General features: G+C 41.6%; 12 protein-coding genes. 2 read left to right on the plus strand and 10 right to left on the minus strand.

Going from position 1 to position 15,256, the window contains the following annotated elements:
• Window positions 1–110: 110 nt before the first annotated feature.
• Together QUD05_RS02765 and QUD05_RS02770 are read right to left on the minus strand one after the other, a co-directional pair.
• Window positions 111–407: a hypothetical protein gene (locus tag QUD05_RS02765; RefSeq protein ID WP_289794757.1), complete on the minus strand. Its 297-nt coding sequence runs from the start codon at window positions 405–407 to the stop codon at window positions 111–113.
• A gap of 322 nt (window positions 408–729) precedes the next feature.
• A complete protein-coding gene (locus QUD05_RS02770) occupies window positions 730–2,370 on the minus strand; it encodes a hypothetical protein (protein ID WP_289794758.1) in 1,641 nt (546 codons plus the stop codon).
• An 87-nt stretch (window positions 2,371–2,457) separates the two neighbouring features.
• On the opposite strand from QUD05_RS02770, the gene QUD05_RS02775 reads away from it, so the two are divergent.
• Together QUD05_RS02775 and QUD05_RS02780 are read left to right on the plus strand one after the other, a co-directional pair.
• Window positions 2,458–5,742, plus strand: a complete 3,285-nt coding sequence (locus QUD05_RS02775) for an alpha-mannosidase (protein WP_289794759.1) — start codon at window positions 2,458–2,460, stop codon at window positions 5,740–5,742.
• A 365-nt stretch (window positions 5,743–6,107) separates the two neighbouring features.
• Window positions 6,108–7,028, plus strand: coding sequence for an alpha/beta hydrolase (locus tag QUD05_RS02780; RefSeq protein ID WP_289794760.1), 921 nt, complete (start codon window positions 6,108–6,110; stop codon window positions 7,026–7,028).
• An 18-nt stretch (window positions 7,029–7,046) separates the two neighbouring features.
• Here QUD05_RS02780 and QUD05_RS02785 read toward each other — a convergent pair whose 3' ends face one another.
• From QUD05_RS02785 to QUD05_RS02820, 8 genes are all read right to left on the minus strand, one after another.
• Window positions 7,047–7,817: an SDR family NAD(P)-dependent oxidoreductase gene (locus QUD05_RS02785; protein ID WP_289794761.1), complete on the minus strand. Its 771-nt coding sequence runs from the start codon at window positions 7,815–7,817 to the stop codon at window positions 7,047–7,049.
• On the minus strand, window positions 7,817–8,824 hold the full coding sequence (gene arsS, locus QUD05_RS02790) for an arsenosugar biosynthesis radical SAM (seleno)protein ArsS (protein ID WP_289794762.1): 1,008 nt from the start codon (window positions 8,822–8,824) through the stop codon (window positions 7,817–7,819). Before arsS ends, QUD05_RS02785 begins: the two co-directional genes overlap by 1 nt.
• Before the next feature lie 43 nt (window positions 8,825–8,867).
• Window positions 8,868–9,833 (minus strand): inorganic phosphate transporter, encoded by a 966-nt coding sequence (locus QUD05_RS02795; RefSeq protein WP_289794763.1) that lies wholly within the window; start codon window positions 9,831–9,833, stop codon window positions 8,868–8,870.
• 268 nt (window positions 9,834–10,101) lie between these two features.
• On the minus strand, window positions 10,102–11,070 hold the full coding sequence (gene arsM, locus QUD05_RS02800) for an arsenosugar biosynthesis arsenite methyltransferase ArsM (RefSeq protein WP_289794764.1): 969 nt from the start codon (window positions 11,068–11,070) through the stop codon (window positions 10,102–10,104).
• A 203-nt stretch (window positions 11,071–11,273) separates the two neighbouring features.
• Window positions 11,274–11,948 (minus strand): response regulator transcription factor, encoded by a 675-nt coding sequence (locus QUD05_RS02805; RefSeq protein ID WP_289794765.1) that lies wholly within the window; start codon window positions 11,946–11,948, stop codon window positions 11,274–11,276.
• 169 nt (window positions 11,949–12,117) lie between these two features.
• Window positions 12,118–12,405: a Mo-dependent nitrogenase C-terminal domain-containing protein gene (locus tag QUD05_RS02810; protein ID WP_289794766.1), complete on the minus strand. Its 288-nt coding sequence runs from the start codon at window positions 12,403–12,405 to the stop codon at window positions 12,118–12,120.
• Between the two features lie 386 nt (window positions 12,406–12,791).
• Window positions 12,792–13,295, minus strand: coding sequence for a GNAT family N-acetyltransferase (locus QUD05_RS02815; protein ID WP_289794767.1), 504 nt, complete (start codon window positions 13,293–13,295; stop codon window positions 12,792–12,794).
• Window positions 13,296–13,478: 183 nt separating this feature from the next.
• On the minus strand, window positions 13,479–15,149 hold the full coding sequence (locus QUD05_RS02820; protein WP_289794768.1) for a dipeptide ABC transporter ATP-binding protein: 1,671 nt from the start codon (window positions 15,147–15,149) through the stop codon (window positions 13,479–13,481).
• Between the last annotated feature and the right edge of the window lie 107 nt (window positions 15,150–15,256).

The raw sequence follows: 15,256 nt of genomic DNA on the forward strand, positions 1-15,256 counted from the left end.
AGCCGTTCGCGCAGCGTCTCGTAGAGAAGTGCGGGCTATGCCTACGCGCTGTTCGCCAAATTCTCGAAAAAACTCTCAATCGACTGGAAACTATAAGTCAAGGAAAGAGATTATTGTTCTAAAAAGTTTGTAACTTTGAAATTTGATGTTCCCTCCCAACAGTGGTTTAAAAATGCGTTTACCTGGGCATCTGCTGCATCAACCGATTCCCTAGATGCATTAAATTGCACTGCTGTCACAATGTATTCAAAGATAATCACAAATTGCTTTTGGGGTGAAATTCTTTCGACTACAATTGTTTCACCTATCTTCGGAATTTGAGGCAGATTTACCACAAACGTCTCAATTTTCGGTTTATCTAATGGATTTTTGAAATTGAAGTATTTACAGTAAACAATAATTTTCACTTAGGCAACTACCAATAACATTATAGATAATCAAAATTATCCTTAAATTCAAAAATTGTCAGCCCCGATGAAATCTGATGAGTGTTAATTACAAATTACGTTAGCGTAGCGGTAGCGAGTATTCGTACTCTTACAGAGAAGCAAGCTACGCTTTTAGCGTCTCGTAGAGAGCGTCATTACGAATTACGAACTTGTACTGAGTTTCGACTGCGCTCAACTACCGCGTAGCCGTTGGCGTGGTAACAGAGCGTAGTCGTTCGCGGAGCGTCTCGTAGAGAAGTGCAGCCTCTCGTAGAGAAGTATTACGAATTACGAATTAGTATTATTTCCCCTGCCATAGCTGCCGCAATGACTGAAAAATTCTTACAAATCTCTCTTCTAGCCAGACCATAACATAATCAAGCCATTCCAGAAGTTGCTCTAAGGGGTGCTTTTCATAGCCAGCTGAAGTTGCTGTGGTTTCTATCCAGTCTGGCTGCGCCTCAACTTGACTGCTTTGGTGAAACTGATGTTGCAAAATTTCCCCTTTACGACTCTCACTTTTAGTTTGGGAAATGCGGGTTTGAGTTTGTTTTACAGAGGCGACTTTTCCAGATGTTTTTCGACTTGAGGTAAGATTACGACTTGGTTGTTTTCTTTGTACCAAACCAGATCCGACTTTAGGTTGTTTTACACTCAAATTCTTTTGTGGAAAATGCCCTATTGATAAACTTGGGGCTAAAGCAGGATTTATTCCCCCAGAAAGTGTAACTGGCTTTTCAGCAACGGTTTCGCTGTCACCAAATAAATCATTCCACGTTAGCCAAGGATCGTTTGTTAAATCCTGATTCTCTATCAGAGGGCTTTTGGACAAAGCTTTTCTAAGGCGTGATGGAAATAGTTTACCTGGCAATCTCACATTACTGGTTGTTGTCTCAAGTGTTTTTCTATTACCAACACCAAAAAAGTAATTAAGCGCCGCCTCAATCAAAGCCTGAAAATCCTGTGAATGAGTTTCTAAACCATCAGCATTAGGCGCAATTTCTCCTTTGGCAGCTAATTGCTCTTTGCCATAAAGAAATATGTTTAACTGAGTTTGGGCAACTTGGATAACTTCCTGGCTACGTTCTTGCACTGGGAGTAAAGCATTCGATTCCAACTTAGCAATGGCTATATCTAGAAATGCTAATAATCTATCTGTATTAAGTAAATCTTTTGGTATACCCTCCGCTAAAACTGGAATTTTAGCTGGGTTTACGTCAGTGAGTTTTGCTAATAATCGGTCAATTTGTGGTAATAGCTGCGTTTCTTTTTTAGCTACAATCAAACGCCAATACTGCCAGTAATTAGCAACTTCGTTAATAATTCGGTCTTCTAATTTTACCTGTTGTTCAGGTGTTAAAATATCTAGAATTTCATTGTCGGCAGTAACAAGTACTAAATTTCGATTCATCAAATTTGTGGCAATTCCTCGCACTATTGGAAAACGCTGTTGAAGGGCATTGTCTAATTGTGAAGGGTTGAGACTGATAGCTTGATTAGCCGTAATATTTGATGATTGAGTAAGATTAGAGTTCTTTTCAAGCAATTTCAGCCGAAAAACTCCCAATAAAGCCAAGGGATTGAAATGTTTAGATGCTTTCGTAGAAGTGGAAGCGGGTTCATCTGATGACAGATACTTGACTGCCTCTAGTACATTTTGAATCGGACTATCAGCATTGGGTAGAGTTTCAGGCTGGAAATCGGTATCATTTGGTTGTAACTTTAATCTAGTTTGTGGTTCTTTAGTATGTAGCGTTTTCCCAGATGATTCAGATGACTGAAACAGTAGATACACTGGGTAAAGTAGTACCTCGACACCCCACTTAGTGGCGACTTGCAAATGCCGAAAGGTATGTTCCCACTGTTGTGTCACCCGCCGAGATTGCTGGTGGACAAAGTTAAATAGTCTGCTTTGATAACGACCAGAGGAACCAGAAGACATAGTAGTAATTTTTTAGTTCAAGTCTTGTTAAGTTGTGAGACTCGCGCCAAACAATAAAAACGACCAACACCCCATCTTAGCGAATATATGACCCCGACTGTCTCTCAATCCCAGACCAAATTTATCTCACAAGCAATTGAGCAACTGCGCTCTTTTTGTCAAGTTAATATCCAGTCTACATGGCTGTATCAGGAATCTGACCTAGTTATTACTGATGTTGTAGCTGCTGATTTGTCTCATTGGCAACTTGCCCAGTTGAATGCTAAAGAACATATTGCTTGGACGGGCGGGAAAAAAGTGCTATGGCTAGTGCAAAGATTGGTGGTTCCCCAAGATTTACACGGTTATCCCTTGGCGGGGTTGTCTTTGCGGCTGGCGCTGCTTTGGTGGGCGGATTCTGCTGAGATTTATGTAAATGGCGAGTTAGTGCTGGAGGGTGATTTATTTGATTGTTCGCCGAGAGTGCTTCTGTGTCAGGGGGTGACGCCAGGCGAAGAGTTCACTGTGGCTTTGCGGTTAGTGAGTCCGGGACATTGTGATGGTGCTTTAGTGCGATCGCTCCTAGTTTATGAGTCTTATGTTGATAATAATCCCGATCCGGGTTTTGTGGCTGATGAGTTAGCTGTGGTGCAACTTTATTTGGAAAAATTTGCGCCGGAGAGGTTGGATGTTTTGGCGGCGATGGTGGGGGAGGTTACGAACCGCAGAGGCGCAGAGGACACGGAGGAAGACAATGGAGGGTTGGTAAAGTCGTTTTTGTCTCTACGCCAAAACCTAATTCAATCCGACATCTTAGCCCCCCTTTTGAAGGGGGGTTGGGGGGATCAAAAATCTAAAATTTTCCTGTTGGGTCATGCTCACTTAGATTTAGCATGGTTATGGCCTGTAAGTGAAACTTGGAATGCGGCGCAAAATACTTTTGAGTCGGTTTTGAAGTTGCAAGCAGATTTTCCTGAGTTAATTTTCTGTCATTCAAGTCCCGCACTTTATGCTTGGATTGAAGAACATCGCCCGGATTTATTCAGGGCAATTCAAGCACAGGTAGTCGCCGGACGTTGGGAAGTTGTCGGCGGAATGTGGGTGGAACCAGAACTCAACATAATTGCTGGTGAATCAATAGTCCGTCAGCTACTGTATGGTCAGCGCTACATCCAAGAGAAATTTGGCAAGTTCTCAACTGTAGAATGGGTTCCAGATTCTTTTGGTTTTTGTGCCACTTTACCGCAGTTTTTCGCTAATGCTGGAATTGAGTATTTTGTGACGCAGAAGTTGCGGTGGAATGATACTACTAAATTTGATTATGGGGCTTTTTGGTGGCGATCGCCTGACGGTAGCGAAGTCTTTAGTTTGATGTCTGCACCCATCGGTGAAGCTATAGACCCAGTTAAAATGGCAACTTATGCTCTTGAGTGGCAAACTCAAACTGGTTTATCAGAATCCCTCTGGCTTCCCGGTGTCGGCGACCACGGCGGCGGCCCCACCCGTGATATGTTAGAAACCGCCCAACGCTGGCAAAAGTCGCCTTTCTTCCCAGACTTAGAATTCACGACGGCTGAAAAGTATTTACAGCAAGTTGTAGAGACGCGATTCATCGCGTCTGTTAATAATTATGATTCTTCCCCTGCCTCCCCATCCTCCTCATTCCCTACTTGGAATGACGAACTATACTTAGAATTTCATCGCGGTTGCTACACTACCCACGCAGATCAAAAACGTTGGAATCGTCGTTGTGAAAATTTATTATATCAAGCTGAACTATTTGCTACTTTGGCAACCGTAAGCTGTGGTTTGACATATCCTAAAGCAGAAATCGAAGCAGCTTGGAAATTAGTTTTATTTCAACAGTTTCACGATATTTTACCTGGTTCTTCAATTACCCAAGTTTACACAGATGCGTTGCCTCAATGGCAGCAAGTGGAACAAGTAGGAACGAAAATATTACAGGAATCACTTTTAGCGATCGCATCTCACATTACCCTATCAGAACCACCAAAACCCGATAGTCTACCTATTTTTGTTTTCAATTCTCTCAATTGGCAACGTTCTGAAGTAATCTCTGTAGCCTTACCTACACCACCAACAACTACTCCAACAACTACTCAAGGATGGCAGATTTACGATGCTTCTGGAAACCAGCTTGTATCCCAATTATCTGAATCCTCAACCCTACTATTTCTCGCCACCAAAATTCCACCCGTAGGCTACCGCATATTTTGGCTTTCCCCTTCACTCCCCACTACAGACGAGATTAATCGCGTCTCTCCCTCATTTCCCCCACTCCTCCCAGACTGGATTTTAGAAAATGAATTCTTGCGAGTTGTTATAGATCCTGATACCGGAGATTTATCAAGTGTTTTTGACAAAACTTATCAGAGAGAAGTTTTAAGTGGCGCGGGGAATCAACTACAAGCTTTTAAAGACAGTGGGCAATATTGGGATGCTTGGAATATAGACCCCAATTATACTCAACATCCCTTACCCTCAACAAATCTTCAATCTATTCAGTGGTTAGAACAAGGCCCAGTGCAAAGTCGTGTACGCGTGGTGCGTCAGTTGGGCGAATCGGAATTTTGCCAAGACTATATTCTGCAAGCTGGTTTACCTCTGCTGAACATCGCTACAACTGTCAATTGGCAAGAAAATCATGTATTAGTGAAAGCTGCTTTTCCTCTAAATATTGAAGCCGACTTTGCTACTTATGAAATTCCCTGTGGCGCGATTCGCCGCCCAACTAAACCGCAAACCCCCGCAGAGAAAGCAAAATGGGAAGTTCCTGCTTTGCGTTGGGCTGATTTAACAGCAGAAAACACACAGACAAATACCACAATCCCAAATCGTTATGGTGTCAGTTTGCTCAATGATTGTAAATACGGTTATGACAGCAAACCAAATCAACTCCGCCTAACACTGCTACGCAGTTCTAATTGGCCAGACTCAGAGGCTGACCGAGGTTTTCATGAGTTCAAATATACCTTGTATCCTCATGCAGGTAGTTGGCAATCAGCCCATACAGTACGGCGTGGTTATGAATTGAATATACCGTTGCAAGTGATATTCAATTGGCCACTGGCTCAACCCTCCGCTACCACTACCGACACTATTGAAGGAGTAAGTTTCCTAGATTTATCAGCTGAAAATTTAATCTTGATGGCCTTAAAGCCATCTGAAGACGATCAACAGCAGTTAATTCTCCGATGTTATGAATCTCACGGAGAAACAGCCGAGTTATCTTTGCAAAGTGATTTAGGATTGAATCTCGGAAATCCAGTAGATTTATTAGAGCGCTCTGACAGTACTGAATTTTCATCTCAGCAACAAATCTTGATGATACAACCTTGGAAAATCGCCAATTTCAAGATGATAAGTAGGTAGGCATAATTAAACATTAGGACTTACGCACACTATACGAATTCTCAGCGCTCTTCTCTACGAGAGGCTTCGCCAACGCGAAGGCGTCTTGGCGGTTCGATAAATTAAGCTTTTGAACAATTTTTGCGTAAGTCCTAAATTCAAAATATGGGTTCTTGGCAACTTTTGGTGATCTTGGTTGGGACTGCCCTCTGCCCTCTGCCTTAAAGTGCGTAACCTTTCATCATCACCAAAATCTGACAAGAACCTATAAACTGGATACTCATTTCTGAAGCATATCATGAGTTAAAATCTCATTTTTTGTTTCAAATCACACTATCCTCAAAAATAGTATAGAAATTATTTAAATTACATAAAAAATTAACCCTATGATTGACCATAGCGATCGCATACTCTCTCATAAACAAGGTAGATTCCCAGGTGTTGGAGGACTTGAACTGTATTATCAAAGCTGGCATCCAGAGGGTAAAGTCCGGGTAATATTAGCCATTGTGCATGGACTCGGAGCACACAGCGATCGCTACAGTAATATAATTGAGCAGTTGATACCCAAGCAATATGCTGTCTACGCCTTAGACTTGCGTGGTCATGGACGCTCACCGGGTCAGCAAGGCTATATCAACGCTTGGAGTGAGTTTCGTGAAGACTTGGGAGCTTTTTTACAGTTAATTCAGACTCAGAATCCTGGATGTCCAGTTTTTCTCTTGGGTCACAGTTTAGGCGCGGTGATTGTCTTAGATTACATTCTCCGATATCCCCAACAAGCATCATTATTGCAGGGTGCGATCGCTCTTGCGCCAACTTTGGGTAAAGTAGGGGTTTCACCGATTCGGGTGCTTTTAGGAAAAATGCTCTCACGAGTGTGGCCGCGTTTCACCCTGAATACAGGCATTGACATCAGTGCTGGTTCACGAGAACCCCAGGTTTTAGCTGCCATTGCTCAGGATACAATGCAACATACCCGTGCTGCTGCCCGTCTGGCTACAGAATTCTTTGCAACAGTTGATTGGATTAATGCTCATGCAGGTGATTGGCAATTACCATTATTGATTCTCCACGGTGGCGCAGACCGAGTAGCTTTGCCAGGGGGAAGCGATATTTTTTACCAAAGGCTAAACTGCACAGATAAGCTGAGAATCGAGTATCCAGGAGCCTATCACGAACTTCAGAGTGACATAAATTACCGCGAGGTACTAGCTGATTTGGAAGACTGGTTGGAGCGACACCTACCATCTGAGGTAGTGCAGTTAGCACGGGAAAGCGCTGAGTTAGAGTTTCCTAGTTCTTAGAACCTAAATTTTAAAAAGTTACCAAGGCAATCTGCTACCATCCCATGAGAAAAAGTGTCCGCTATCGCCTTCTTGAAGCTGTTCGATGACAGCCAATAATTGGGTAACAGTACGTTCCACTGAAAATAATTTTTCCGCAGGGACATTTCTTTGGAAAGGACGAGAAAGGCTGGTATCAGTTGTACCAGGATGTAATGTTACTATTAATGCTTTCGGACAACTTCTTTTATACTCAATTGCCGCAGTTCGCATCAACATATTGAGTGCTGCTTTAGAAGCCCGATAGCCATACCATCCACCAAGTTGGTTATCGCCAATACTGCCCAATTTAGCAGAAATAGTGGCGAAGACGCTGCGATCGCCATGACGAAACAGAGGCAATAAATGTTTAGCCAGTAAGACAGCACCAATACTATTTATCTGAAAGTAGCGCAGCAAATTTTCTGAATTGATCTGTCTTAAGCTTTTTTCAGGTTGCAAAGTATCTTCATGTAACAGTCCTACACAGTTGACTACCAAATGCAGTTTGTCAACTTGAGTATGTATTTTTTGAACAGCTTCAATAATCTGTAACTCGTCAGTAATATCCATCTCCAAACAAATTAATCGCTCAGGACATTCGTCTGCAAGAGCTATTAACTCTAAGGCTGATTTCGGTTGACGAGAAGTTGCATAAATTTTAGCTATTCTGCGATCTTGTAGCAATTTTTTCACACAACCCAAACCAATACCTTGGCTGGCTCCCACAATCAAAGCATTGACAGGATTAATTTCATCGATAAAAGACATTAGAGCAAAGCGCCACCACAACTAGAACCACACCCAGCAGTACAACCATAGCAATAAGCAGCAGTTTGTACATCACTAATCAGGTCTAAATTGCCAGCTTCTAACAATTTGCCAACTGTCAAAGTTTCACCATTGCGAGTTTTTGCAGGCAAATTCATCATTTGGTTAAAGTCACAATCATATACATTGCCCAGATAGTCAATTGAAAGTTCATCGCGACACATTAAATGTTCAACTGTGCTGGGATTAAAATGCGACTCTAAAAACTGCAAATAGCTAGCGTATAGTTTTCTCCGCTCTAAATACATTTTGGTTCTACCAACTGGTAGGTTGGTAAAGGTGAAGAGGTTGTTAAACACAATATTAAAATGTTCTTGCAAGAACATTTTGTAATCTCGTTCTAGGTTACTCTGTTCGGGAGCTAAAGAAAATTTTTCATCGGTGGGCAACTGAGGATTAAAAACCAAGTCTAAAATTAAGTTTTGGTCTTTACCATAGCCGAGTTCGTTAAGCCACTGCAAAGCTTTGACTGAACTATCAAAAACACCAGTACCGCGCATTTTATCAACATTATCTGCTAGGTAACAGGGTAGAGAAGCCACAACTCTTACTTGGTGTTTAGCAAAGTATTCTGGTAAATCACCAAATCCATCTTCAAAATAAATGGCCAAATTAGAGCGGACAATCACTTGTTTACCAGTTGCTTTTGCTGCTTCTACCAGTGGCTTAAATCCATAATTCATTTCAGGCGCGCCACCAGTCAAATCCACAACTTTAATTTCAGGAAAATTATGGATTAGTGAAATCAATTGTTGGCAAATTTCAGGAGAAAGTTCTTCTGTACGTTTTGGCCCGGCTTCGACATGACAGTGTGTACAGGCCAGATTACAACGCTTACCTAGATTAATTTGTAAAACAGTGATTCCTTTTTTTGTCAAAGGTGAACTGAGTTTATTTTTAAAGGCTGTGACTGCTGTATCTCGTAGAATTTTTGCTTGAGTTTGCATTAGTTACTACTCCTAAAAAATTGCACAACAATATTCAACTTTTCTAACCTTGCAATAATCTGTAGGTTATTGCACTAATAATTCCAGCAGTTGGTAAAGTTAAAATCCACGATAGTAGAATCTGATAAAAAACACGCGTATTAGATTTAGATTTTTTGCTAATTAATCCTACACCAAAAATCGAACCAACTGAAACGTAAGTGGTAGAAACTGGAAGCCCAAACCGAGTAGCTGCAATCACCAGAATCCCAGTGACTATATTTGCTGATAAGCCTTGAGTATGATTCATTGAGGTAATCTTTTCACTCATGGTTATTGCAACTTTTTGGGAGTTGAGTAAACCGCCAAGTGCCATTGCGATCGCTATTGTGATCATTCCTCCCTGAATCGAGAAATACTCAATAATGAGGATGAGTGAAACAATCTTAGGAGTATCATTTAAGCCTCTAGCAAAACTGACAATTGCAGTACTGAAAAAATGACACCCATCAATCATTTTTTGGTTGACTGGTAGATGCCATTTTGAATTAATATAGCCAGATAAGCTGTAAATTCCTGCTCCCAAGGGAATAGCAATAATTGGACTGAGTAATAAAGGCAAAACAAAGGAAGTTCCTAAAGCTGCAAAATTAACTTGTAATCCGATTGCAACTAATCCAGCGCCAACCAGCGCACCTGTTAAACTGTGAGTTGTGGAAATAGGAAACCCCATAAGGGTAGCAATGAGTACAGTCAATCCAGTAGCGATCGCAACTGCGAGATGAAACTCTGGAGAATTAGCGATCGCATCAGGTAATAGTCCTTTTCCAGAGAAATTTTTAATTAATACTCCTCCTAAAAAAGTCGCAGTTATTGCACCAGCAAAAGTTGTAAAAGTTGCCCACAAAATTGCTGTTTGATAACTGCTAGTTCGGCTACCAAACAGCGTCGCTACACCTTTAAAATTATCATTTGCTCCATTTGAATATGCTAAAAAAAGCGTAGCTAAAAATAGACTAATTAACAACATTTTGGAGTTTATAAAGAAGAAAGAATTCAGAATTCAGAATGTAATTAGTGAAATATTCAAATTGCGCATTCATTACCCAGCGATGCACTGACTTGTACTGAGCGCAGTCGAAGTAGCTTGTCGTACTCCTCCGGGGAAGCAAGCTACGCGAAGCGTCTGTCTGCAACACGCTGCGCGAACGTAGAGAAGGAAGTGTCGCACAGAACCATTCTGTTAGCGGATAGCTAAGGTTTAGCCCATTCTGACACCTGAATTCTTTCTGAATAAATCAACAGCAGCCACCACCGCTATAGTGCCAGGTTGAATCGGTAACAATTATTTCTGCTGGCTTACTAGCAGCAAGTTTAGCAGCAGTTTTATCACACACCGCAGCCGGAATACCTAACTGAAGTATATGACCTGCCAAATCGTCAAAGAAGGGTTCAGAACCAGCATAAATTGCTGTTTTTCCAGTGAATATGCAAGCACCATCTTCTGGAATGATAACTTTAAATGAGACAGAATCCAGACTTTCTAAAAGTAAGTTTTCTTCTAAATTATAAGTCTGGGAATCTAGTAGGCGATAAGGACGACGGGCACGAATTTCAACTTGACCAAAACCAGCATTTATAATCCTTTCAGTATACTCTTGATATGTGAGTGCGCCTGATAAACACATGGCTCTCAGTCGCTCATCTTCTTGAAGATGTGCTGGAATTGGACGAGTAGCAATTGGATCGCTCATCTGCAAGCGTCCACCTGGTTTTAATACCCGATATGCTTCTTTTAAAGCACGAGTTAAATCTTGTGGTTCAAAGATGTTGAAAAGGCAATTTTGTGCCACGATATCGACGCTAGCATCAGCAACAGGTAAGTTAAAAGCATCACCTTCGCAGATTTCTACAAAGCTGGTGTTAAACCAGGGGTTTTCTTGAGCAGCAATTTCCAGATTACGTGCAGCTGCTTCCCGCATGGCCCCAACCGGTTCAACGGCAATTACAGCACTTGCATAACGGGAAAAATAAGCGAATTGCAACGCTTCTAAGCCGCCACCAACACCGACGTACAGCACTGTAGGTTGGTTTCCTAGTTCGGTAGGGTGAACAGTGGTGCCACAGCCATAATTCATTTCCTGCATTAGCAAAGGAATTTTCAATCCTGGTAATTGCAGGGGCGTACTTTGTACACAACAAAGTCCAACTTGCGGGGTTTGGGCAACTTCGCGGTAGAACTGCGCTGCTGTTTCTAGATAGGTCATGCCACTTTGAGTTTTGGATTTTGGATGATGATAGCTTTGTGCATCCTAATATAATTAACTCTAAGTTGGATGAGTTTTTGTAGAGATTGCCAAAAACGCCAAAGTTTGCTAAACTTAAAACCTTTGCTTTTGGGCAATAGGCACTGAGGGAATAAGGAAGAATTATTGGAAAGTCTTTTGCTTGTCTTGCCCCAATCCCCAATTCAATCATGCAATGTGTAGCCAACACCAATCACAGTTTGAATGAGACATTTTTCATTATTGGCTTCAAGTTTCAGGCGCAGGTAGTTAATGTAAGGTTCAATGATGTTAGCATCGCCCATGAAGTCATAACCCCAGACTTCCTCTAAAATGCGATCGCAGCTAATTATCTGTCGCGGATGGGCCAGTAAATATTCTAGTAAATGAAATTCTTTAGCAGTTAACTCAATTAACCGCCGATCTCGATACACTTCGCGTGTGCGACGATTTAAACTCAGGTCTTCAAATTCTAAAACATCTGCGTACTCTACTTGATTGCTTCTTCGTAGGCGAGCGCCGACTCTGGCTAATAATTCATCAACGCTGAAGGGTTTAACAAGGTAATCATCAGCACCAGCGTCTAAACCTGCAATGCGATCGCTTACTTCATCTTTGACGGTTAATAAGATTATCGGCACTTTCTCAGATATGCTCCGCAAGCGGCTGCAAATTTCCCACCCCGACAACCCAGGCAACATCCAGTCTAAAATTACTAAATCCAGATGCAACTCCCTTGCTGCGGTAAGTGCAGTTAATCCATCGTAGGCAATACTGACTTGATAGCCTTCATAATTCAATTCCAATTCGACAAATCGTGCCAGTTTGACCTCATCTTCAATCAGTAAGATGTGCGTCATGATGATCTTAATAATTTCAGCAGGATACGGGAAGCAACAATAGTGCCAGCTACTTAATAGCCAAACATCTAATTAGGTGTACGTTAGCTTAGTATAAACCTGAGTAAGTAACAACCGTAAATCTGCAATTACCGATCGCTGCTCGATCTAAGAACAATCCAACTGGCTATCAGCAATAAGCTGTGATATCTTCACCACATTCATCGGCAAGATAACAGAGCGCTCTAAAACGCAAACCAACCACTTCCTCGTATAGAGGATTTAATTTACACATAGGTGGAATATGCAATAGCTTCCGACCAAACAGGGTGATGTCTCGCTCAAAGGGACACTGAGCAGGAATAGCTTTGCATAGAAAATGAGCCAATTTGGAGTTATGAATTTCTATAGTTTCCAACCACTCGCGGACTGAGTGCAGTAGGTCGTTGTGTGAGTGAACTTGCATAAAGCTTGTCATAATTTTTCACCTTGATAATTTCAAACTAGATTAAGTTTTTTGTATTTGAACCTCTATAAATAAATACAGTTCGCTTTTGTAGTTTTATGCACTTATTACTTTTTCTTTGGTTCTCTACAGAGATAAAATGAGTATTATTAACTACACATTCAAGTACTACAGTTCCCGATAATTTGTCCTGACTTTTCACCTTAATATTGAAAAATCCATCAAAACCTAACCCTCTAATCTTTCCCTAGTAAAGAAGCTCGATTTTCAGGGCAAAAATAGACCTTTTACAAAAATATATTTTTGCTAGAGAGGGAAAAGGGTGCAACTTAATATATTGCACCAGCTTTGCTCAAGCTACGATGTGAAATAAGAAGAGCGAGAAAAAAGCGATCGCTTTAAACAAAAGGTTTACTAATTCGCAGTCCCATGATCACTAAGTCCCGTTCAACGCTGTCAAGTTCGGCAATGTTAGGTAAATGTCCCCAGCGTTCAAAACCAAACGTTTCAAAGAGTTTTAAACTGGGCTGATTGTGGGCAAATATGAAGCATACTAGGCTCTTTATACCTAAACTAGGACTTTCGTTAATTGCTTGTGCTAAGAGTTGCCGTCCCAAGCCGCACCGATGAAAGTTAGGGGCTATGTAAATACTAATTTCGGCAGTCTTACTATAGGCGGAGTGCCCATAAAAAGATTGGAAACTAAGCCATCCAGCGATTATTCCATCTATTTCAATTACCCAAAGTGGGCGTTGTGAAGGCGATCGCCCTTTAAACCAAGCAAGGCGACTTTCCACGGATACTGGTTCTAAGTCAGCCGTTGCCATGCGGCTGGGAACTGCGGCATTGTAAATTGCCACAATTACAGGTAAGTCAGTTTCAGCCGCATGGCGAATAGTCATTGCTACCGTCTCGGAAAAAATTTTCAGAAAATATTCAAAAATAATACAGTGTTAACAGTAGCAATTCTACGGCTTCTATAGCGATTCTCTATTTGAATAAGTTAGGCGGGTATAGGCACATATCTGTTCCCCTACTGAATTCTGACTCCTGAATCCTGAATTCTCTTTCGATAACTCCTAATTTTATGCACGTGCTAGTAAGGGAGCAGCAGCTAGTAAGGTTTTGGTATAAGGATGCTGAGGATTGGCGAAAATCTGTTTTGTCAGACCGAGTTCGACAATTTTACCGCCATTCATCACGGCAATACGATCGCACAAAAATCGAGCTAACCAAAGATCGTGAGTGATGAATAGATAAGTTAACTCAAACTCTTCCTTTAATTGCAACATCAAATCAAGCACCTGTGACTGCACGCTGGCGTCTAGCATACTTACTGGTTCATCGCAGATTAAAAGTTTAGGGTGAGTAATCAAAGCACGAGCGATCGCTACTCTTTGCTGTTGTCCACCAGACAAATCTGACGGATAACGCTCATAATACACTTCTGGCGGTGTTAACCCAACTTTATTTAGCATCCACAAAACCTGTTCTTTTGCCTTGGCAGGATTGGCTAAATTGTGGATAAATAAAGGATCTGCAATACTTTGTCCCACTGTCATCGCTGGATTGAGACAAGCATGAGGGTCTTGGAAAACCATTTGTATTTGTCGCCGCGAGGAACGAATTTCTTGACGCGATAGTTTAGTTAAATCCTGTCCTAAAAACTCAACTTTGCCACTAGTGGGACGAATTAGTTGCAATATTGTTCGTGATAGTGTGCTTTTACCACAACCTGATTCTCCGACTAAGCCAAGAATTTCTCCTGAATAAAGATCCAGGTTGATTCCATCTACTGCTTTAATTGTCTGCGCTTGTGTGTTAAGCAGTCGTTCGATAAAGTTAGGTTCTATAGTGTAGTGTTGCTTGAGTTCTGTAACGCTCAAAATTGGAGATTGCTGATTAATAATTGGTAATTGCTTTTCTTCGTCATTAGCAATTATCAATTCTCCACTATCAGTTACTGCTTGAATATGTAAAGCTGCTTTTAAGAGCGATCGTGTATATTCATGTTGAGGTTGCCTAAATACGGTTTCTGTAGAACCCATTTCGACCATCTTGCCGTTGTACATCACGCCAATGCGATCGCAATATTCAGCCACCATTGCTAAATCGTGAGATATCAACAACAATCCCATGTTTTCTTCACCGCACAGGCGAGTTAATTCTTGCAATATCTGCGCGGAAACGGTGACATCTAAACTGGTGGTGGGTTCATCGGCAACAATAAACTTGGGGTTGAGGAGTAAAGCTAAAGCGATCGCTACCCGTTGGCGCATTCCACCGCTAAACTCATGAGGATACTGATTCCAACGACTAGCGGGAATATTCACCTTAGCTAAAGTAGCAAGTGCTTTTTCTTTCGCTTCCCGCGTTGATAATTGTGGTGAGTGCGCCTGGAGGGTTTCGATACAATGCTTACCAATGGTCATCAACGGATCGAGGCGTGTCATGGGATCTTGAAAAATTAAGGCGATCGCCTCTCCCCGAAATTTCCGCAACTGGTTAGGTGTCAAGTCAAACACTGACTGTCCTTGAAATGTCACCCGTCCCTCAATCCGACTAGAGGCTGGTAGTAAACGCATTACTGCCCGTCCAATAGTTGATTTACCACAACCTGACTCTCCCACCAATCCCATCCTTTCACCTGGTTTCAAGGTGAAAGATACATCATCAACCGCCCAGGTTGCTTCTTCTCCACTCCGAGCAGGATAGGCAACTCGCAAATTTTCGATACAGAATAAGGCTTCACTCATAGTTAGTAATCAGCCCTGAGCTACCAGTTTTTATAATTTCAAATTTAGGATAGTCTATCAAATTAAGTATTAGAACTGTTTTATAAAACTTACCTAAACTTAGCCAA

The sequence above is a fragment of the Nostoc sp. GT001 genome (genome assembly GCF_030382115.1).
Taxonomy (GTDB): domain Bacteria; phylum Cyanobacteriota; class Cyanobacteriia; order Cyanobacteriales; family Nostocaceae; genus Nostoc.

Coding starts and splice junctions, on each gene's coding strand:
- QUD05_RS02770 (WP_289794758.1), bottom strand. CDS start 2,370: ATGTCTTCTGGTTCCTCTGGTCGTTATCAAAGCAGACTATTTAACTTT.
- QUD05_RS02775 (WP_289794759.1), top strand. CDS start 2,458: ATGACCCCGACTGTCTCTCAATCCCAGACCAAATTTATCTCACAAGCA.
- QUD05_RS02780 (WP_289794760.1), top strand. CDS start 6,108: ATGATTGACCATAGCGATCGCATACTCTCTCATAAACAAGGTAGATTC.
- QUD05_RS02785 (WP_289794761.1), bottom strand. CDS start 7,817: ATGTCTTTTATCGATGAAATTAATCCTGTCAATGCTTTGATTGTGGGA.
- arsS (WP_289794762.1), bottom strand. CDS start 8,824: ATGCAAACTCAAGCAAAAATTCTACGAGATACAGCAGTCACAGCCTTT.
- QUD05_RS02795 (WP_289794763.1), bottom strand. CDS start 9,833: ATGTTGTTAATTAGTCTATTTTTAGCTACGCTTTTTTTAGCATATTCA.
- arsM (WP_289794764.1), bottom strand. CDS start 11,070: ATGACCTATCTAGAAACAGCAGCGCAGTTCTACCGCGAAGTTGCCCAA.
- QUD05_RS02805 (WP_289794765.1), bottom strand. CDS start 11,948: ATGACGCACATCTTACTGATTGAAGATGAGGTCAAACTGGCACGATTT.
- QUD05_RS02810 (WP_289794766.1), bottom strand. CDS start 12,405: ATGACAAGCTTTATGCAAGTTCACTCACACAACGACCTACTGCACTCA.
- QUD05_RS02815 (WP_289794767.1), bottom strand. CDS start 13,295: ATGACTATTCGCCATGCGGCTGAAACTGACTTACCTGTAATTGTGGCA.
- QUD05_RS02820 (WP_289794768.1), bottom strand. CDS start 15,149: ATGAGTGAAGCCTTATTCTGTATCGAAAATTTGCGAGTTGCCTATCCT.